This window comes from Gracilimonas sp. B-17 (assembly GCF_056857935.1).
This window is the reverse complement of sequence record NZ_JBSXOA010000008.1, coordinates 64,742-85,145: the sequence shown is the minus strand read 5'-3', so window position 1 is coordinate 85,145 and position 20,404 is coordinate 64,742. Positions and strand designations below refer to the sequence as shown.

At 45.0% G+C, this 20,404-nt stretch carries 15 protein-coding genes; 6 read left to right on the top strand and 9 right to left on the bottom strand.

Going from position 1 to position 20,404, the window contains the following annotated elements:
- Nucleotides 1-68: 68 nt before the first annotated feature.
- From AC13FX_RS00965 to AC13FX_RS00950, 4 genes are all read left to right on the top strand, one after another.
- On the top strand, nt 69-437 hold the full coding sequence (locus AC13FX_RS00965) for a four helix bundle protein (protein ID WP_482878533.1): 369 nt from the start codon (nt 69-71) through the stop codon (nt 435-437).
- Nucleotides 438-474: 37 nt separating this feature from the next.
- Nucleotides 475-4,002: a chromosome segregation protein SMC gene (gene smc / locus AC13FX_RS00960; RefSeq protein WP_482878532.1), complete on the top strand. Its 3,528-nt coding sequence runs from the start codon at nt 475-477 to the stop codon at nt 4,000-4,002.
- A gap of 591 nt (nt 4,003-4,593) precedes the next feature.
- Entirely contained in the window at nt 4,594-5,526 is a 933-nt protein-coding gene (locus AC13FX_RS00955; protein ID WP_482878531.1) for a tetratricopeptide repeat protein, read from the top strand.
- 129 nt (nt 5,527-5,655) lie between these two features.
- Nucleotides 5,656-6,039 (top strand): TonB family protein, encoded by a 384-nt coding sequence (locus AC13FX_RS00950; RefSeq protein ID WP_482878530.1) that lies wholly within the window; start codon nt 5,656-5,658, stop codon nt 6,037-6,039.
- 113 nt (nt 6,040-6,152) lie between these two features.
- On the opposite strand, the gene AC13FX_RS00945 is transcribed toward AC13FX_RS00950, so the two are convergent.
- From AC13FX_RS00945 to AC13FX_RS00930, 4 genes are all read right to left on the bottom strand, one after another.
- Nucleotides 6,153-8,660 carry a M14 family metallopeptidase gene (locus AC13FX_RS00945; RefSeq protein ID WP_482878529.1) on the bottom strand — a complete coding sequence of 836 codons (2,508 nt, stop codon included), beginning with the start codon at nt 8,658-8,660 and terminating at the stop codon, nt 6,153-6,155.
- Nucleotides 8,660-9,166 (bottom strand): nuclear transport factor 2 family protein, encoded by a 507-nt coding sequence (locus AC13FX_RS00940; protein ID WP_482878528.1) that lies wholly within the window; start codon nt 9,164-9,166, stop codon nt 8,660-8,662. Before AC13FX_RS00940 ends, AC13FX_RS00945 begins: the two co-directional genes overlap by 1 nt.
- A gap of 367 nt (nt 9,167-9,533) precedes the next feature.
- Nucleotides 9,534-10,073: an REP-associated tyrosine transposase gene (locus tag AC13FX_RS00935; RefSeq protein WP_482878527.1), complete on the bottom strand. Its 540-nt coding sequence runs from the start codon at nt 10,071-10,073 to the stop codon at nt 9,534-9,536.
- A gap of 121 nt (nt 10,074-10,194) precedes the next feature.
- Nucleotides 10,195-11,412: a 6-bladed beta-propeller gene (locus tag AC13FX_RS00930; RefSeq protein WP_482878526.1), complete on the bottom strand. Its 1,218-nt coding sequence runs from the start codon at nt 11,410-11,412 to the stop codon at nt 10,195-10,197.
- A gap of 494 nt (nt 11,413-11,906) precedes the next feature.
- Between AC13FX_RS00930 and AC13FX_RS00925 the strand changes: the two genes are divergently transcribed.
- Together AC13FX_RS00925 and AC13FX_RS00920 are read left to right on the top strand one after the other, a co-directional pair.
- Nucleotides 11,907-13,532, top strand: a complete 1,626-nt coding sequence (locus AC13FX_RS00925) for a Ppx/GppA phosphatase family protein (protein WP_482878525.1) — start codon at nt 11,907-11,909, stop codon at nt 13,530-13,532.
- A gap of 278 nt (nt 13,533-13,810) precedes the next feature.
- Entirely contained in the window at nt 13,811-14,182 is a 372-nt protein-coding gene (locus AC13FX_RS00920; RefSeq protein WP_482878524.1) for an endonuclease domain-containing protein, read from the top strand.
- A gap of 471 nt (nt 14,183-14,653) precedes the next feature.
- On the opposite strand, the gene AC13FX_RS00915 is transcribed toward AC13FX_RS00920, so the two are convergent.
- From AC13FX_RS00915 to AC13FX_RS00895, 5 genes are all read right to left on the bottom strand, one after another.
- The gene (locus AC13FX_RS00915; protein WP_482878523.1) at nt 14,654-16,033 is read right to left on the bottom strand and encodes a M28 family metallopeptidase; all 1,380 of its coding nucleotides are present in this window, start codon (nt 16,031-16,033) and stop codon (nt 14,654-14,656) included.
- A 4-nt stretch (nt 16,034-16,037) separates the two neighbouring features.
- On the bottom strand, nt 16,038-16,484 hold the full coding sequence (locus tag AC13FX_RS00910; RefSeq protein WP_482878522.1) for a hypothetical protein: 447 nt from the start codon (nt 16,482-16,484) through the stop codon (nt 16,038-16,040).
- A 112-nt stretch (nt 16,485-16,596) separates the two neighbouring features.
- On the bottom strand, nt 16,597-17,919 hold the full coding sequence (locus AC13FX_RS00905; protein WP_482878521.1) for a murein hydrolase activator EnvC family protein: 1,323 nt from the start codon (nt 17,917-17,919) through the stop codon (nt 16,597-16,599).
- Nucleotides 17,916-18,644: a DUF4292 domain-containing protein gene (locus AC13FX_RS00900; RefSeq protein WP_482878520.1), complete on the bottom strand. Its 729-nt coding sequence runs from the start codon at nt 18,642-18,644 to the stop codon at nt 17,916-17,918. Before AC13FX_RS00900 ends, AC13FX_RS00905 begins: the two co-directional genes overlap by 4 nt.
- Before the next feature lie 38 nt (nt 18,645-18,682).
- Entirely contained in the window at nt 18,683-20,368 is a 1,686-nt protein-coding gene (locus AC13FX_RS00895; RefSeq protein ID WP_482878519.1) for a tetratricopeptide repeat protein, read from the bottom strand.
- Between the last annotated feature and the right edge of the window lie 36 nt (nt 20,369-20,404).

Sequence of the window (20,404 nt, the reverse complement as noted above, 5' to 3'; positions counted from 1 at the left end):
TATCGGGTTTCATGATTCAGGTTGCGTGTTGTTCGAGTCTACAAACAATAGTTGCCAGTTTAATTTATATGAAAAGTTATCGGGATTTAGAGATTTATCAGATGGCATATCATTTGGCGCTTGAGGTTCACGACCTAACAATGACACTTCCCAAATATGAAATGTACGAACAAGGGAGCCAGATTCGAAGGTCTTCAAAAAGTATTAAAGATAATATTGCTGAAGGATTTGGAAGGAGGCGTTATAAAGATGAATTTATTCGATTCCTAATTTTTGCCCATTCTTCATGCGACGAAACTATCTCACAACTAAATATGATAAGTGACATTTATTTTAAAGAAAAACCTCTTACTGATTTATTAAACAGATATGATATATTAGGTCGCAAAATTAATAGCTTTGTCAACTATGTTGAGACAAGCTGGAAAACAAATTAACCCGTAACCCAAAATCCGCACCACGTAACCCTACTGCATGTATATATCTGAATTAGAGTTACAAGGCTTCAAAAGTTTTGCCCATAAAACCAAGGTAAAGTTCGACAGTGGAATAACATCCATCGTTGGGCCGAATGGGTGTGGTAAATCAAATATTGTGGATGCCTTGCGCTGGGTACTGGGTGAACAAAGACCTTCTCTTCTACGCTCATCAGCCATGGCTAATGTGATCTTCAACGGGACCGCAAAAAAGAAGGCTCTGGGTATGGCCGAGGTGTCTCTTACGTTTGTGAACGATAAGGGAATTCTTCCTATCGAGTACAGTGAAGTTACGATCTCAAGACGACTGTACCGGTCGGGCGACAGTGAATACCTGATCAATGGAACCAGCTGCCGTCTTAAGGATATTATGGAGCTTTTCATGGATACCGGAATGGGCTCTGATGCGTATTCTGTGATCGAGCTCAAAATGGTTGAAGAGATCCTGAACGACAAGAATAATGATCGCCGCAGGTTATTTGAGGAAGCTGCCGGGGTAACCAAATACAAGGATCAGCGAAAAAAGACAATCCGTAAGCTGGAGTCAACCCGCAAGGACCTTCAAAGAGTTGATGACCTGTTGGTGGAGCTGAGAAAGAAAGCCCGTTCCCTCGAAATTCAGGCTGAAAAAGCTGAAAAAGCCAAAATTTACAGAGATGAACTTGAGCAGCTTGACAAAGCTCTGACCCTTCATGATTTCAATAAGATCAAGGAAGAGCTTGAACCGCTGAAAGAGCGTATTGCGAATGCCGATAAGGAAAAACGCGAGATAGCCAAGGCCATTGAAGAGCTTGAGGCCAATGATGAAAAGGCCAGGTCAGAACTTATTGAAAAAGAAAAACAACAGGCAGAAGCCCAACGCAGAGTAAGTCAGTTACATAATGCCCTGAGAGAGGCTGATACTAACCTTCGGATCACCCGTGAGAAGATCGAGAATGAGAAGAAGGTGATCACCGAGTATGCCAAGGATATTGAAAGTGGCCAGAACGACCTTGAAGAACTGAATGATCTGTTGGAATCGAGCCGCAACAAGCTGGAAAGTTTTGATGACGAAATGGATAAATCGAGCAAGGCTCTTGAAGATTCCAAAAAGAAGTATGGCCAGATCCAGCAGCAGTATAACCGCGAGCGAAGTGACTTATACGAGATCGAAGTTCAGCTGAGTGCCACCAATAATGAATTGAATCAGCTTCAGACCAAGCGGATCAAGATCGAGAGTAGACTCGAAAATACTGAAGGTGACCTCGAACGGATCGATGATGAGATCACAGATCTGAATGACGAGATCGAAAATATGACCGGTGAGCAAGGACTCATCGAGAAGAAGCTGGACAAACTGGTCGTGGAGCGAGATGAACTTGAAGAGGAACTGGAAACGGCTCGCGATAAACGTGAACAGTTTGCTGATAAACAGAATGAGATCAAGGATGAACTGAGAACCCTTCAGAGTAAGAAGGAATCCCTGGAATCTGAGATCAACCTGATGAATGATCTTGCCAGTTCCAATGAAGCATTCCCAGGCAGCGTAAAATATCTGATCGAAAATCATCGGTTCGACTTCAAGGACATGACCACGGTTTCTGAAGTCTTTGACACCGATCAGGAACATGCCGTGGCTTTAGAAGCTGTATTGGGTGATGTTCTCAATTTTGTGGTCGTAAAGACCCTTGATGAAGCGCAACGTGCTGCCAGGATCCTCAAAGAAAATAAAAAAGGCCGTGCCACTTTCATTCCCCTTGACCAACTGGCAGCAACCTATCCGGTTAAAGACGGCAGCCTGTTCGATGAGGTGAAATCCAAGCGGGAATATTCTGCTTTAAAGCAATTATTGCTTGGTAATGTGATGGTATTCAATTCTGTTGAAGATGCCTACAAAGCAACCCGTTCTGAAAAAGATCTTATCGGGGTGACCTTTGACGGTGAAGTGGTTACAGGTCACAAATTCTTTCAAAGTGGGAGTAAAAAGAAGAATGCCGGGATCCGGGTCGGGCTGAAAGACAAGATCGAGAAGCTGGAGAAAGAAGAAGCCAAGACAGCCAAAGAGATCGTCAAACTTGAAGAATATCTTCAGCAGATCGTAGAGAAATATGAGAAGCTTGATATTGCCAAGCTCAGTCAAATGCTCAAGGAAAAAGAGCAGGAGGTTCGCCGACTTGAACAGCAGCAGCAAAGCCTGAGCTCTAAAGTGTCCGTCTATCAAAAGAATATCGGTGAACTGGTAAACCGTAAGGATCATCTAAAAAGCAGCGAAGGCTCTGCTCAGGAAGAGCTTAATTCCATTCAGCCCAAACAGAAGGAATTACAGCAGAAAATGCTTGAGCTGGATGAAAAACAGCAAGAGAAAAAAGACCTCCTTGAAACCCTCGAAGACGAGCGCTCGATCGCCCAAAGCCGGTATAATGATACCCAGTTAAAGCATCAGGATCTCAAGAATAAAGTGGACAACCTGGAGCGTGATGTTCAGAGAGCTGAGACCGGTATTCAGAACGTCAAGAAACGCATAGAAAACCGAACTCAGCTTACTGAAGAAAGTAAAGAACGCATCGAGACCCTCACGGGCCGTACCAAGGAGCTTCAGGAAACCATTACCACCAACAGTGAGTCCAAAAAAGAGGCCGATGCCGCATTGGAAAAAGCAGAGGAAGCCGCTGCCAAACAGCGTGGTAAGATCAATGAGATCGAAAAAGAGCTGAAGGAAGTCCGTCGTCGCAAAGAGGTAAATATGGAGCTCGTCCACCACCTTGATATGGCCCGGGAAAAAATGGAGATGCAGTCTCAGACCCTGTCCGACCACATCTGGGAGACCTACGGCATTCTGATGAAGCAGGTAGATGAAACTCTGCCGGAAAGTAAGTCGCCTGAAGAAGCCAAGGAGCGCATCAGCTGGCTGAAACAAAAGCTAAACAGCATCGGGGAGGTTAACCCCCTGGCTATTGAAGAGTATAAAGAAGAAAAAGAGCGCCTCGATTTTTATGAGGAACAGATCCTTGATCTTGAAGAAGCTGAAGAACAGCTCCTGGAAACCATTGATGAGATCAACGAAACAGCCACCGAACGATTCAACACCACCTTTGAGAAGATCCGTATCAACTTCCAAAAGGTCTTCAAGACCCTGTTTGAAGCGGATGATTACTGTGACCTTCTGATCGAACAAGATGTTGAGGATCCGTTGGAAGCACGGATCGAGATCAAGGCCCAGCCACGAGGAAAGCGCCCCTCCGGTATCTCACAACTTTCAGGTGGTGAGAAAACACTGACGGCCATTGCCCTGCTTTTTGCCATCTATCTCGTAAAGCCATCCCCTTTCTGTGTATTGGATGAGGTAGATGCCCCGCTTGATGATGCCAACATTGAGCGATTTGCCAAGATGATCAAGAACTTCAGTGAAGACACTCAGTTCATCATCATTACTCACAACAAACAGACCATGAGTAAAGCTGAGATGATGTATGGAGTAACTATGCCTGAAACCGGTATTTCCCGCCTGGTGGGTGTGAAGCTGGATGAAGTGGAAGACGTTCTTTAGTATATTGAATATCGAACAAGGAATATCCAATTTTGAAGTGAATTAGGTCTTTGCCTATCCTCTTATTAACACCTTTGAAGAAGTCTCATATCCGATCCTTACAACATACGCTCAGCGCCTGCCTTTCGGCAGACAGATTCTTTCACTCGCCCTAGAAAAAACACGTGTCCAACCCTCGCTACGCACGCTCTGCGCCGTAGCGGTCTCTGCATTAGCTTCAAAACTGCTCAATTCCAACCGGTTTATCTTCTAAAAAGCTTGCCACCTATTCTTTTTGGACAATTAATTACATCCATTTTAATAATACTTTAATTACTATAAGTGTATTTAAAATCACCTTTACTTACTATTAGTTATACATTAAAAATTAGATTTGGTTGAGGCACCGATCCCGCCGTATATTGGGAGCAGTTATTCAAAAAACAAGCCCACGGAAATAACCGGCGGGCTATTTTTATGCCTTTCTCTCACGTTTTACCATTCATTCTTCCTGATCAATCAGTCGCTTTTCAGAATAATGTATTTCGTTGTTGAAGTTCAGCCAGACCGTTTTATCTTTGGCTACACAAATAACTTAACTGAATGCACATAATGAAGAACCTGTCCGCAATATTCTTACCGCTGATCCTGATCTTTTCTGCCTGTAATTCCGGGTCTCCGGAAACCCGATTTCAGGACCTCCCGCAAGAAGCCCAAACGATCTCATTGACCGGTGATACGCTTTATACCAGTGTTGATTCCCTGCCGGAGGCCCTGGCGAATAGAATAGATTCTTTAAGTGCTTTGGCATTGGAGCAGGACCGGCTTGTGGACAGTTATATCTGGGAAGCTCGGAAAACAGCCTACAGGGGTGATTACCGAACAGCCATTGTTCAGCTCTCTTCCGCTATCATTGAGTTCCCCGACGAGCCCCGACTATATCGCCACCGTGGACATCGGTATATCACACTTCGTGAATTTGACCTGGCCATTCAGGATTTCCAAAAGGCAGCCGCTTTATTTGAGGGACAGGATGATGTCACCGAGCAGGACGGCCTTCCTAATGCAAGGAATATCCCATTGAGCTCACTTCATACCAATACCTGGTACCATCTTGGCCTGGCTCATTATTTGAAGGGAGAATATGACCTCGCAAACGAGGCTTATGAGAAGGGACTTGTCGCTTCCACCAACGATGATATGAAAGTCGCCTTTCTTTACTGGCACTATATGGCATTGCGAAAGGCCGGTCATGATGTAGAGGCGGGTAAGGTTCTGGAGCAGGTCTCAGAAGATATGGTCATGATCGAAAACACGAGTTATCATGAACTTCTGATGGTTTTCAAAGGTGTATTTTCTGAAAATCAGATCTTAGACAAGAATAATTCGGAACTTGACAATTCAACGCTTGGCTATGGCCTCGGCTTCTGGCATGATATCAATGGCCGACATGAAAGAGCTACTGAGATCTGGCAGCAGGTCTATGATTCAGGCAATTGGGCCGCATTTGGCTTTATTGCCAGTGAAGCTGAACTGGCTAATTAAGAATAAATATTACAGTGCGATGGTGTTACGGTGTTATCAGTTGATTCCAACTATAACTCCGTAACACCTAAACACTATTAATTCCCAATAACACTATTAACTCCTGAAATGAACTATCTGTTATCGGTCATGGCTCTTGCATTAGTATTATCTTCCTGTGCAAGCAGTGAATCAACAGCATCCAAATCTTCTTTTGAATTTCCTGAAGGTTGTGAAGAACCAAGAAACCCACCTAAAGTCACAAACATGAGAGAAATGATGGATAATCACCATGAATATCCGGCGGATCTAAGAAGTAGAGGGATAGAAGGCAGGGTGGTTTTAGATATACTGGTTAGTGAAACAGGTTCAATCGAAAGTATGGATGAAGTACGTTCTCCTCATTATCGATTGACAGAAGTCACACAAAATGCTGTAAAATATTTAAACGTGGAACCAGGCATTTGCTCAGGGAAACCAACCCCAATGCGTTTTAATTTTGCTCTGAGCTATTATGTTAATCCATCATTTTAATGCATTACAAGACAACTTCAATTTTATATTCATGAGTTAATAGAGTTACGGTGTTATCAGTTGATCCCAACTTTAACACCGTAACACCTAAACACTTCCGCACTACAACACCATTAATTCCCTACAAAGAACAAGGCGTTACCAAAGAGAAGTTTCCCGTTATGCCAGAATCCACGGAATAGGGGATTGTCAACCATATAGACCACCTCACCTGAACCCATATTCTGAACACCAAAGGTCAGGGTATGTTCCAGCTCTTTTTGGGCGTCAACTCCGGTAAATCCGCTACGATGGGCTCCGGGTTCAGCTGCACCCACATTCCATCCATAATCCAGGTACTCGTAGGCATCAGATCCAAGCTTCAGAGACATGTACGTGTCATCATAACCGAATGCGAGTGGGTGTGTGGTATCCATTGTTATCTCATAAACACTTCCCGGATTAGAACCGCTGGCTCGTTCACGTTCTGCATTTCCGTATACCCTGAGTTTGTCGCCCGGTTCCGTTTCTGCTTCCCCTTCATTATCCATAGATTTACTTTTCAGGGCAAAGCCTTCCTTTCCGGCCAATACACTGTTGGCACCGTCCAGTGCTATCAATGTCCCACCGTTTCTCACCCATTCCTGTAACATAGAGAGGTTGGCATCATTTGTTACACTGCCATACATGGTTGGCATCACGATCACGTGATAATCACTCCAGTCAACAGAACCAATATCGTCGGTATTGATCATAGTCACCGGATAGTCGATCTGCTGATCAAAGAAATTCCAGATATGGCCTACCATATTGGAACTCGTTCCTTCTCCTGAGATAAGTGCCACTTTAGGGGCTTCGATCAGGCGTACTGAAGAGGAACCGAAATCCTTACCGGAATCCACAAACCCGGTGGCTGCCGGGGTCACAATTCGGTTCAATAATGCTGCCTCGTCTTTAACGATCTGATCAAAACGATCGCCCAGGTTCTCATTCCCATTTCTTGTAATAATGAGGGTCCCAGGGTTGTAACTGTTTCCATTCAGAGTGAAAGCTTCTTCAGCATAACGTACAGTCACGCCTTTTTTAAGTAGCTGAGAAAGGTACTTCAGGTCATCAAAAGAATTCCATTTGGCAAGATAAGCGTAAGGTTTCTCGATGCTTGGCGTCAGTTCCTCTTCAACCGTAGACTGAACAGGCTCAGTATCGATCCTGCCCGTCACAGCATATCCATCAAGACCATAAGCATAATGAGTTTCCCAGGCCGTGATATCATAGGTCAGTGAATCGACCAGTTCCGGGTTCGGTTCAAACAGTGCCCGAACCAGGGTTCCTTTTGGCTGATAGGTACTGATCACGTAATCGCCTTCTTCAACAGACACTCTTCCGGTCTCTCCGGTTGAGAAATCATATCCATTGGCGTTGGATGAGCGTGAAGCCATTCCGAATTCGATCTTTTGTTTCACCAGATACTGAAGCAGCATGGATACTTTATCAGGGTTACTGCTTTTCTTGACTACAAAAGTTTTGTATTGGCCTGAACCATTCTCGATCGTGTTATCGAAATAGGTCTTAAATTCATTGATCACGCGCTCATGATTCTGAGAAGTGATCTCCACGGTAGAAATTCCACTGGTGTGATGGTGCAACAACCGGTCTTTCAAAGTCAGTGTATCACCTTCCGGCTTATACACACCCAATCCGGCAAAACCGCCACCGGCCTGCTCGTAGGTCATACCGATCGCTCCGTTGAAGGTAGGCCATGTATCTCCGTAGCTTGGGTAGAATAGGTCGAATGATTCCTTTGTAAAATATAACCAACCCTCTTTGTCAAAATACTTGGTGTGATTCTTACCGATCATGGTCTGATACTCTCGCTGCCAGTCAGTGATAGCGTTATGAAACGGTTTGGCGGCCGGTGCAAAATAATATGGGGACCTATAGCTTTGCTCGTGGAAATCAACATGTACGTGTGGCATCCACTCCTGATACGCTACGATACGCTGCTTACTTTCAACTTGTGTCTGCCAGGCCCAGTCACGGTTCAGGTCAAAATGATAGTGGTTGGTACGCCCACCCGGCCATGGTTCATGGTGCTCACGAGCATCGTGGTCCGGATTGAATTCCTCTCCAACCACGGTTCTGTACCAGTTCACATAGCGATCGCGTCCGTCAGGATTGATCATAGGATCCATGATCACCACGGTATTGTTGAGCCACGCTGTTTTATCCGTGACCAGCTCATGAATGGATTTCATAGCGGCTTCACTGGACGAAGTTTCATTGCCGTGCACATTATAACTCAACCAGACAATGGCCTTTTGATTGGCTGTCGGCTCACCGTCTACCAATCCGGTCAGCTTCAGGTTATTTTGCCGGATCTCTTCAATGTTATTCTGATTTTCTTGGGAGGTTACCACCACATAAACCAGCTCACGTCCCTCGTTGGTCTTTCCATATTGTGTCAAGGTCACTAAAGGAGATTCATCAGCCACATGCTGAAAATATCCCAGGACCTTATAGTGAGGAGTCCACTGATCGCCAAGCTCATATTCCAGATATTCAGCCGGGGACTGGATTTGAGCCCATCCCGGAAGGTTCAGGAATAAGCCTAAGAGTAAAGTCAGTAATATACTACGTTTCATTATTCTGCCGATTTATTTAATTCAGATTCGATTTGTTCAACCACATCATCAACAATGGAATTGGGGATAGGGATAGTAAGGTTGTAATGGGCAATTTTCCACCCATTTTCATTTTTTACCAAAACCCCGGATCCGCGGCTCGGTCCCAGGTTGGGTGTATCCAGTTCTTCATCAAACCAGGCCACCTTTCCATTGTCTGAAAAATAGATCTTTCTGAAGGTTGGGGTGAAGGTCCAAGCCACGCCATCATCCTCAAAATAGGGTTTGGACCAGGGCTTGAATTCTGCCACGGTCCACCGTTCAGTGGCATCCGTTCCCATAAAGATGGAAGAATCGTTTTCAAAGTGATCAAAGTAGCGTTCAAAATCACCTTCGGCTGCTGCAGTATGCCAGTCATCGAGGACAGCATCCACTGCTTCCGGTGATGGCGGAATTGGAGTTTCTTTGGGTTGGCAGGCCACCAAAAACATTACAGGCATCAATAGAAATAACAGCAAGGATCGCATACACATAGGGTTGAATTAAGAGTTAGCCTATGGTAGCCAATACACAAGGATTGGGCAAGGGGTAATTTCAAGAAGAATAAAAGTCCTGAGCTTCCTAATGCCTGATTACATCTCCCTGTAAATGAACAAGTTCATTTTCGGTCCCTCTTCAAAGAGGGATTTTTCTTTGATACGAGATCTATCTCAGTCTCTTAGCATTTCATTATTTAAAATGGACTATTGAAGAATTCTCCCTTTGAAGGGAGACCGGTTAAGAGCTTTAGCTCGAAACCAGAGGGATGTAATTCAGTCGAATTCGAGCACCATCTTAACCTCGTCGAGTAGCTCCGCTGCTCTACGCCCTACCGAGGCTCCGCCTCCAAACACATCACCCCGAAAATAACGTCACATGAAGCACCGCCTTTTCATCACCCAAATAGTTTCGCGCTGACGAATACTTCGAATGCTCAGAAATTTCTACAAACCCCGCTTTCACCGGGTTATAGTGTACATACTCAATTTTCTGCTTCATCATTCTGGCATTGGAAATTTGTTTAGGATGCACTCCTGCTTGCCAGACCTGGTACTCGCTATCCTTATGTTTCGAGTGTTTAAAGGCTTTTAATTCGGAAAGAAAATATCTTCTCTTTTGCTCTTTCAAATGATCAATGATACATCTTGCGGTATATGATTTGAACTTCCTCATTTTATCAGCAGGACATTCTGACTCAAAGATCATGTGGATGTGGTTGTGCATGATCACATACGCATGGACTTTAACCTTCTCTCGGTTTTGAAGATGTTTGATGGATTCAATTATTAGCTCACTAATGTCTTGATAAGCAAATAATGAGATCCGTTTTACAGTGCTACACGTAATAAAATAGGGATAGTAATCTTCTTTGAATTTGTATCTTGATTTGCCCATAACTTTTTTAATTAGTTAGAGCAGCTTCAAAAGAATTCCTTACAAACTTTTTTGAGGCGGAGCCTCTGTAAGGCGTAGAGCAGCGGAGCTACTCGACGAGAAAAACTGGGAGTTTATTATGTTATCGAGCTAAAAATTCTATTTCAAAGCGAACAACTAACCATTGATTAGTTTCCTCATCTTTTTCCTGTAGATATAAATATCCATCCTTTACTATCACTTTGTTTTGTTTGCTGGCCGGATCTTGGTATTTATCTCCCGGCATTGTAAATCGGGCCAATAGCTCACCGGATTCCTCCAGCACCCACCACCTGAAATACTTGTGACTTTTAGTGATCGTTGAGACCCAGAATCTGTTTTCATCATCCATAAAGATACTATTTATGGACGGCCATTTATCAGGTAGATCTATATCCCTTGCAATACCTTTGACCATTTCATTTACGGACTGCAAAGCATCTTCCCGGGTAACCTCCGGAGCTATATAAGGATAATAAAACGCGTTTTGATACCTGCCCTGACTGTCAAACTTCTTGATCAGAAATTCCCGACTATCTACGATAAAGAAATGATCTGCTTGAGTTGGAATAAAGAAATGTCGTTCAAAAAATGGGAAATGTTTCATCAAACGAACCTGAGTATCACCAACTTTTTGTGGGGATGCTGAATGGGCAAATTTTTTCGCTTTAAGTTCAACCAGTTGTTCAGAAATAAGCTCTAATTCTGAATTCAGCCTATAGAAAGATTTTCTTCTTATCCCAGACTTATTGGCTTGAGGCGGTTCTTGAAATGCCGCAATGACATTATTCCCTTCATCTAAGTAGAATTCATGGGGACGTTTCATTTCAAGATCTGAATTACTTTGCCATTTTTGAGCATCCGTTAAGACTGTTTTCTCAAATTGCAGCGAATCCGTAGAATATAACATAATCCGCTGCATTTGACTGTCATAAAACAACAGATTACCGGAACGATACAGTAAGTTGGACAAGTTCAAAAACTCTCCTGGGCCTTTTCCCTCTCCCGCAATTTTTTTCAGATGAGAACCCTCTGCATTAAAAACATGAAGGGAACGAGATCCCCAACCCGCATCGGCTATGTAGACCCGACCAGAATCATCGACTGTGAAATCTCCCATCGAGGCAAAGAAAACTTCTTCATTACCCCCAAATTCTGTAGCATTTGTAAGTAATACTGAATCAGGAGTTACATCCTCAGAGAATACCTTCACGCCTTCAAGCTCTCCAAAGCTATATTCAATGTCCTCCTCTGTTTCGCAACCAAACATTGTAAGCAGAATAAATAACCCGAAAACAGTACCCTTATTACTTAAACCCATAGATAATTATGTAGTTCTGATTTCGAATAAGATAAAATTGTATCTGCAAACTACAAATTTAGTAGCAATCAGCATGAAAGGAGTCCTTACAAACTTTTTTGAGGCAGAGCCTCTGTAAGGCGTAGAGCAGCGGAGCTACTCTACGAGAAGTGAAGTGAGATAGTAGATGAAGAATTCTCCCTTGGAAGGAAGATCGGTTGAGAGCTTTAGCTCTAAACCAGAGGGATGTGAGTCAGTCGAATTCGAGCACTATCTAATCCTCGTCGAGTAGCTATGCTGCTCTACGAGAAGTACATAGGAAGCTGAATTTCAATCCCGGGCGTATGCGATACGCCCTTACTGACTGTATTGATTAATTAAGTTGAGTAAGCCTGTTTGCGTAGTGGTAAAAAATGTGAATTTTACCATCCTCTTTATATAGCTCCACTACTCAACGAGCACAATGGGTTCTTATCATTACACTTTAGTCCTGTAAATACTCCGTACTTTTGGTTATGCTTGGGGCAGACCTCAATCAACCCGTTTTTACTTTGATCATCAGCAGTAACAGCGCCAACCAGATCGCCCCCATCAAACGCATTGCCGCCATCGACATCGGCACCAATTCCTTTCATGCTATCATTGTCGATGTTTATTCAGACGGCAGCTTTCGTACACTCGATAAGCTCAAGGAAATGGTTGAAATGGCCAAGGGTGGTATGGGAAAGCGACTATCAGAAGGCGCTTTCAAACGGGGCCTGTCAGCTCTTAAGAATATCAAACGGCTGGCAGACAGTTATGAATGTGAAAAGATCCTGGCCTATGCCACCAGTGCTATCCGGGAAGCAGAGAACGGTGGTGAGTTCATCCAGAAAAGTATAGATGAGGTTGGTATTAAAATGCTGGCTATTCCCGGTCGTGTGGAAGCGGAGCTTATAGGACTTGCTGTCCGACACGGAATGAAGCTTACCGAAAAACCTGCCCTTGTAGCGGATGTTGGCGGGGGCAGTGTTGAATTCATCATCGGTAATGACAGTGACTTCTTTTACCTGGCCAGTAAAAAGATCGGGGTTTCCCGCATGACGGAGATCTTTAAACCCTCCGATCCTATCACTGAAGATGACATCCAAAAGCTTCAGGCACATTATGAGGAAGAACTCAGGGATGTGGCTCAGGCCTTTGCCCAACACAGAACGGATACCATCATCGGTTCGTCCGGAACCATGGAGAACATCGCCCAGATGATAGCCGCCCGAAAGAACATCCCAACGGATGTTACCTTAAATGAACTTGAATTTTCAGCTGAAGAATTCAAGGAGTTCTATGACTATTTCATCAAGCTGAACCGTAAGGAGCGAAAAAAGGTCACCGGACTGGAAACCAAGCGGGTTGGGTTCATCAATACCGGGGTGGTGCTGGTTGATTATCTGATACGAAAATTTGGGATCCGAAAGATCCGCATTTCCTCTCAAGCACTTCGGGAGGGGATCGTGATCCGATACCTGAAAAAGGAAATGATCGGGTTGCCGTGGACCGGAGAGATGTCGGATCCCCGCCGACGAAGCGTCTTTGAACTGCTCCGCAAAACGGACTGGCACGAAAATCACTCCCGCCACGTGGCCAACATGGCCCTGACCATCTTTGATGCCCTGGAGGATGAATTAGAGCTTAAAGAAACAGATCGTGAGCTGCTTGAATACGCGGCTTATTTACATGATATCGGGTATTACATCTCTCATTCCAAACATCATAAACACGCCCTGTATATAATCCGTCATGCAGATCTAAAGGGATTTAAAGAAGAGGAGATCGAGATCATAGCCAATGTGGCCCGTTATCACAGGCGTTCTACTCCAAAGAAACGACATGGTGAGTACTGGAAACTGAAGCCGGCCATTCGAAAGCGCATCAAAAAACTGTCCGGTATCTTGCGTATTGCAGATGGACTGGATCGCAGTCATTATCAGAATGTGAAGGACCTGCAGGTTTACTCCGGTGAAAAGGAGATCAAGATCAATATCCGAACGGAGGGCGAGCCTTATCTTGAGATCTGGGGAGCCGAACGGAAGTCTGATCTATTTAAGGAGATGACGGGTAAGAAGCTTAAGATTGAGCGGATTATTGAGGCCGGGATAGGCTGATAGGTCATGTGGTGGTCGATCAATCAGTTTTTTGGATCCTTGGTGACTTTTTACCCACCCCTCAATCCCCGCCCGAGCGGGGAGGCTCTTTGGTATGGTTTTTATGCTGAATATTAGATTGTAGCCATTGGTGAGAACTTCATAGCAACTCTAAAAACATCCATAGCGTCTTCCTCTCCCGGGAGAGGAAACAAAGGTGAGGGTGGGGGTTGCCAGGGCCTGACTGCTTGACCTTTTCAATTAATTTGCCATTTTATCTCAATAAACAAAGGGGTGCCATGGCAAAGAAACTACCTATACTACCATATCGTCAGGATCTCATTGAAAAAGCCCGATGGCTTCGAAAGCAATCAACACCGGGTGAAATTCGACTTTGGAATGCTATAAGACATCGACAGATACTGGGGTATAAGTTTAGAAGGCAGCATCCTATTCATCGTTTCATTGTCGATTTCTATTGCCGTAAACTCAAGTTGGCCATCGAGATAGATGGCAGATCTCATGACTTTAAAATTGAAGCGGATAAAGAGAGACAATTCATAATTGAACAGTTTGGTGTGAGCTTTTTAAGGTTCAGCGAATCTGATGCTAAACGGAATACCGGAGCTGTGGTTTTGGAAATTGAGAAATGGATAGAGTCGCATAGTTAAGTTGTGGGGTATTTGGATATCGATCAATCGGTTTTTGAATCCTTGGTGACCTCTTACCCACCCCTCAATCCCCGCCCGAGCGGGGAGGCTCTTTGGTATGGTTTTGTTCGAAATAATAGATTGTAGCCATTGGTGAGAACTTCATAGCAACTCTAAAAACATCCAAAGCGTCTTCCTCTCCCGGGAGAGGAAACAAAGGTGAGGGTGGGGGTTGCCAGGGCTCAATTGTAGTTAATTTCCTACCATATAAATAACGCTCCGACGCAGAGCGTGCGGAGCGAGATCAAGGGGTCGTACGGTGATTTTGGGAGGCGGAGCCTCCTGTGGGCATTGAGCAGCGGAGCTACTCAACGAGATCTAACCACCACAGGCCACCACCCTCACCTTGCTCAGACGCTCTGCGTCGGAGCAGGCAGTATCAGAGTAAGATAAGGAGTCAGCGGCTCAGGGATCCGCTGTACCTATACTAAATTAATCACCAAAAGAGCCGGCGGGACCAGGAAATACGACCGGGCTTTCGAAGCCGTCTTTGGAGACACTGGCTACACCGAAGTAATAGTTGTCGATAACCACATTCTCCAGGGTGTGCTCAGTCACATCCGCGGGTACGAATACGCTTTTTTCCCATTGGTTGGAATCGGTCAGGCGCCAATAGATCTTATAGCCTGCAAGCTGTGGGTTTTCATCAGAGTCCAGGGCTTTCCAGCTAAGCGTGGCACTTGGTCGAACCGCTCCGGAAATTCGGACCTCAGCCGGCGGACTTGGGGCCCATGACATACCTGCCATCACAACTGCATTCAATCCGGTCAGTTTTGCTGCGTAATCAAATTCAACTTCACTAAGGACATCCCCGTATTCCACTCCGTCTTCGGTTCTGATATCCTGATGCTGGCGAACATAATCTTCATTGGTTTCCATGATCCGCACACCCGGGAATCCGGCATCATTGAATGGGCGATGGTGTCCTCCACGACCAAATCGATCCAGGCGATAGATCATCATCACGTCTAAATTCCTGATATACAGATCCGCCATCTTATCTACATAACGCGCCAGGTTACGGGAAGGGGAATCCACTTCACCGCCTGTAAAGCGCCGGATACGAGCTTCCCGCTCTGTTTCAACGGCACGGGTTCCTTCAGAGAATACACGGGCGGTAGTATTATCGATCACACCGTTTATGCCCTGAATGTTACCGATCATATCATTATTCAAGACTCCTTTGATATCCCAGCCCTGCTCTTTGGCATATTCAGCCAGGATCTGTCCTCCAAATAATCCCTGCTCTTCACCGGAAAGCTGAGCATACATGATGGATCCCTCAAACTCATACTGACTCAATACGCGAGCGGCTTCCAGTACTCCCGCTACTCCGGAAGCATTATCATTGGCTCCGGGAGAAACAGATTCGGAATCCATCACATCACTGACGCGGGAATCAATATCACCGCTCATGACCACAAAACGATTCGGATCAGCGGTTCCACGTTGAATAGCTACCACATTGACCACTTCAACCGGTTCAGGAATACGGCTGCCTTCTTCTCCTCCTACATAATCACGTACATAAAATACCTCAAGGCATCCCCCACAATTTTCTGAAATACGTTCAAATTCAGCCTTCAACCAGCGGCGGGCGGCTCCAATTCCCTCTGTTTCGGAGGTGGTATCAGACAAGGTATGGCGGGTTCCAAAACCAACAAGTTTGGTTATATCAGCCTCTATTCGTTCTGCTGATGGTGCCGCACCGATGTCCCTCAACACTTCAGTCTGCAGGGTCTGTGCCATGGCACCTCCAATGGCAAATAAAACGGTAGCTATGGTCAAACCTGTTACTTTAAATACTTTCATAGGATCATTCATTCTTAGAATTATTATGTAGATTTCGTTCCTGCTTCAGGTACTCCTGAAGGTCTTTTTGAAACTGAATCTGAGCTTTTAATCCGGCTCTGTGACCAAATAATGCCCCCAGACCACATGCCACTATAACCACAAACATGAAGGTCAGCCTGGCATCTCCAAGCCCGGCATCATAGATCTGAACCCAGACCAAAGGCGGAATGGCGATCAGTAATCCGAAGATATAGGGCACCGGACTGGCTCCCTGTAGCCTTCGCATGAATCGGCGCCCGGTCACGAATACGATATTCATATATACCAGGCCAAAACCAAACAAGAATAGGGTTCCTACATAGGATGGATCCGTTATTTTGACCAGGAATTCAGAAGATAGCAGGGTAAAAACTGCCGATGTCATAAATACACCGGAAGCATAAAAAGCGAACCGTGGGATGTTATCCAAAACTATAGTGTGATTAGGATTTAGAAATTATAGTTCTCACATTCAGTTGTGAGCTAAAAATACAACATTATTTGTATGTGAGATGGTTAAAAGGTGCAATAGTATCCGTCCGTTACCGGGATAACCAGTTTTGGGGATTAACGAATTGATTGCCATCTCTGACCGCAAAGAAAACAACTTCTCCAAGTTCTGAATCTGAGGTACCGGAATTTCCGATCTTATCTCCACGGTCAAGTACTGAACCAACTTGTACATTGATCCGGGAAAGATTCCCATAAGCGGTATAATATGAGCCGTGCTTTACAAACACGACGTCTCCATACCCGCGAAGAGGTAATATCTCAAATACATATCCCGGAGAAACGGCTGTAACTGATGCACCGGATTCGGTCACAATATCGATACCGGGATGTTCGGTACTGGTACCATAAAGCGGGTTGCGTACCCTGCCGAATTTCTTTGAGACCGTTTTACTGTTTACCGGCCAGGGCAATACCCCTTTGGATTGCACAAACTCGTTTTCGTAGGTAAGCAGAATATCATCACTCACAAAATTTTCACGTAAAACCGATGTGGAGTATTTCTCGACCTCTTCTGCCCTTCGATCAGCATCGGCAATATTTCGGGCTTGTTCCAATCTGCGCAAGCGTTCATTTTCCTGCCTCCTCAGCTCCTCTTCATCTTCGATCAGGCTGGTAAAGGTATTCTCAAGATTTTCTTTTTGCTCCCGGGTCTTTCTGAGCTCTGCCAGCCAGTCACTGCGTTCCTGTTTGATCTCCTCGACCGTTTGTTCCTGCTGTCGGCGCTGAACGGCCAATTCATCTTTTTCCTCCCTGATCTCTTCGATCACATCACTGTTACGTTCGTAACTATCCTGAAGATCAGCTTTTACCTGATCAAGGTCTTCTTTGGCTTCACGGATCACCTCAGCTTGTTTGGTCTTTTGTTCATCAAATCTGCGAAGATAATTAGAGCGCACCACCATTTGATTGATGGATTCGGAGGTCAACAGGAGTTCAAGATTTCCCGCCCTGCCTTTTTTATAGGCGTACAGAATGATCTTCCTGTAATTATCCATGAGTTGTTCCAGTTCAGCCTCCCGAACATCTAATTCATTTTCTGTCAGCTCGATCTCCGCCTCTATCTGAGACTGTTCATTCTGCAGGCTTTGGATCTTGTCGTCCTGAAGGGCAATGAGGTTATTGAGGGACTGAAATTGCTGATAGGACCGATCAAATTTTTCCTCTGCCTGATTGACCCGCTCCTGATAATTTTTGATCCTTGCTTCCAGAACATTGATCTCAGCCCGGGTATTTTCCTGACGTTTCAGAAGCTCTTCCCGTCTTTCCTGATAGGTTTGAGCAAACAGGTCGCCGGCAGAAACCATCAAAACAAGAATAAAACACACAAATTTCATGGTACGGTATGATCTCATAGTCTTTGGATCTTAATGTTGTCCGGGATATCGATTTCTAAGTTGATCCGGTCAGGATTTGTTTCCAGTGAACGAACTAAAAATACGACCCTTGACCGCTCATCCGCACTGAATATCGTGATTTTTCTTGGCAAAACGAATCCGTTCAACTCCCCATAACTTTCATAGAAAATGCGTGAATAGGGTGAATTTTGTGGTATGGTTTGTTCTACTGTTTGAACCCGGCCATTCTCCCTGTCAACAACCACCCGCAACCCATTCCTGAGTAAAAGCCTATAGGTCGAGCTGTTTTCCTGCAGCCGATCAACATTTGCGGCATCCACCTTGAAGTTGATCAGATCCAGCATATTGATGGACGTCAGCTCATTCAGGCTCGTCAATCTCCCATCATAGATCGATATCTTTTGAGCTTCTTTATCGAGCCGGTTGTAGATGAGGATGGAATCCTGCTCTACCAGCATTTGCCCGCCTTCTATACCGATGCGGTTTTGTATGGTCAGCAGGCTGCGGGTTTCATTTGTGGCAAAGTCGATGGTAACACGGTCACTGTTTCCCGGTTCACTCACCAACGCACGACCCTTTCCTGTCATGGTCTCAAGCTCGCCGGCATAATTTGGTACCATAGCCACCACCTCTTCAATGGAATCTTTACTGGGGCGAAAATCACCTTCCATCGCTAGTTCTGAAGTGCTGCTGCAGGCACTGAACAGAAGTAATATGCCCAATAATAAAAAGTACGTCTGTTGTAAGGGAGATCTCAAATCTATCCGTTGATCTTTTCTTTTAAATGAATTCTTTCCGGGTCGTTCTCTAACGCCTGTTCCCACCACTTTCTTGCCTCATCCATATTACCCAGCTTCTCATACACATCCCCGAGGTGTTCATAAACCTCAGCACTTGCCCCGCCCGTATCTATGGAGGCTTTTATATAGCGTCGGGCCCGTTCATAATCTTCCAGTTTGAAATATACCCAACCCACCGTATCCAGATAAGCCGCATTCTCAGGGGCAACTTCGATCGCTTTCAGTGCCAGCTCTTTAGCCCTTTCCAGTTTCTCGCCCCTAACCGACAAGTTGTAAGCGTAGTTGTTCATCGCGTTGTCATTCTCGGCATCATACCTGAGCGCCAGTTCATAGGCTTCATCTGATTGCTCATGGTTTCCAAGGTTTCCCCTGACATCACCGAGTGTACTATAGATGATCGACTTAAAAGGTCGGCGTGCCGGAGCCCGGGTGGCATTTTCCAGCCACTCCTCTGCTGCTTCATTTTGATCGGATAGCATGTATGCACTTCCCACAAAGAATTGTATGAAGGCATCTTCCGGAACCGACTCATGCGCCTGTTTCCCGACTTCGATCACCCTTTCATACTCCTGCCGGCTCAGCAATAACTGCAATCTTTGCCGCCAGGCGATCTCATCTTCAGGTAACAGCTCATTTGCTTTTTCAAGTAGTTCGAGGGCTCGTTCGGGCTGCTCCATCTGAGCGTAAAATTCACCGGAAAGGCTGAAGGCAGGGCCATAATCCTGATCGGTTTCCGTGAAGGCATCCAGGACCCCTTCTGTCTCAATTCGGAGCTGAACATTCTGCGGATCTTGTTGAGTCCTGGAATACAGGAACCGGGCGATATTCATTTTCTGCTCAGGCTGTATTAATGGATCCGATACAAAATTTGAAAGCAGGGTACCGGCACTGTCCCACTTTTGTTCATCCAGATATAAGCTTGCCAGGTTTATCAATGATTGTGGGTCACGGGCATTCCGCTCCAGGGCATTGTTTAATATTTCCTTTGCCTCATTTTCGTTACCGTAATTGGCATAATATTCACCCAACAGGTTTAGCATCTCAAGGTTATCAGGATCGAGTTCACGAATCTCTTCTAGCTGAGCAATGGCAGAATCGGGGGCCGAAAGGGCTTCATAGTTTCTGAATTTCATGAGCAAGACCGAGATATCACCGCCTCTTAATTTCAAGATATCATCCAGTATCTGATTCGATCGAACAAATTCTCCATAATCCTTGTAGGTATCTGCCAGCATGAACAGGGCATCAAAATCATCGGGATGTAAATCCAACAGGGTATTTAATTCTCTGAGAGTCGCATCATTCTGTCCGGCTCTGCGATAGATCTGAGCCAGTTTCAGCCTGTACCATTTGTTTTGTGGCTCACCATCCACAGCCAGTTTCCCGTAAAGGGCCGCGCTTGGCAGGTTATCCATACTGAAATACACATCTGCCAACGCATAATCCACCCCGGTTGAGCCGCTCAGGTATTCTTTAGATTCCAATAAAAGTTGTTCAGCTCTTTCAAATTCTTCGTTTTCAAAGGCTTCCAGCCCCTGTATATACATGGATTTCCCGGCGATCTCATCATCAGTCTGAATCTGAGCCATGAGTGAACCGCCTCCCAGACACAGAACTCCAAAAAGTAAACCTATCAAGTATTTCATAACAGTCATATCAACGTCAAGTATAACAGGAAAGTG

Coding starts and splice junctions, on each gene's coding strand:
- AC13FX_RS00950 (WP_482878530.1), top strand. CDS start 5,656: ATGGCTCTTGCATTAGTATTATCTTCCTGTGCAAGCAGTGAATCAACA.
- AC13FX_RS00940 (WP_482878528.1), bottom strand. CDS start 9,166: ATGCGATCCTTGCTGTTATTTCTATTGATGCCTGTAATGTTTTTGGTG.
- AC13FX_RS00965 (WP_482878533.1), top strand. CDS start 69: ATGAAAAGTTATCGGGATTTAGAGATTTATCAGATGGCATATCATTTG.
- smc (WP_482878532.1), top strand. CDS start 475: ATGTATATATCTGAATTAGAGTTACAAGGCTTCAAAAGTTTTGCCCAT.
- AC13FX_RS00925 (WP_482878525.1), top strand. CDS start 11,907: ATGCTTGGGGCAGACCTCAATCAACCCGTTTTTACTTTGATCATCAGC.
- AC13FX_RS00955 (WP_482878531.1), top strand. CDS start 4,594: ATGAAGAACCTGTCCGCAATATTCTTACCGCTGATCCTGATCTTTTCT.
- AC13FX_RS00905 (WP_482878521.1), bottom strand. CDS start 17,919: ATGAGATCATACCGTACCATGAAATTTGTGTGTTTTATTCTTGTTTTG.
- AC13FX_RS00935 (WP_482878527.1), bottom strand. CDS start 10,073: ATGGGCAAATCAAGATACAAATTCAAAGAAGATTACTATCCCTATTTT.
- AC13FX_RS00895 (WP_482878519.1), bottom strand. CDS start 20,368: ATGAAATACTTGATAGGTTTACTTTTTGGAGTTCTGTGTCTGGGAGGC.
- AC13FX_RS00930 (WP_482878526.1), bottom strand. CDS start 11,412: ATGGGTTTAAGTAATAAGGGTACTGTTTTCGGGTTATTTATTCTGCTT.
- AC13FX_RS00915 (WP_482878523.1), bottom strand. CDS start 16,033: ATGAAAGTATTTAAAGTAACAGGTTTGACCATAGCTACCGTTTTATTT.
- AC13FX_RS00945 (WP_482878529.1), bottom strand. CDS start 8,660: ATGAAACGTAGTATATTACTGACTTTACTCTTAGGCTTATTCCTGAAC.
- AC13FX_RS00920 (WP_482878524.1), top strand. CDS start 13,811: ATGGCAAAGAAACTACCTATACTACCATATCGTCAGGATCTCATTGAA.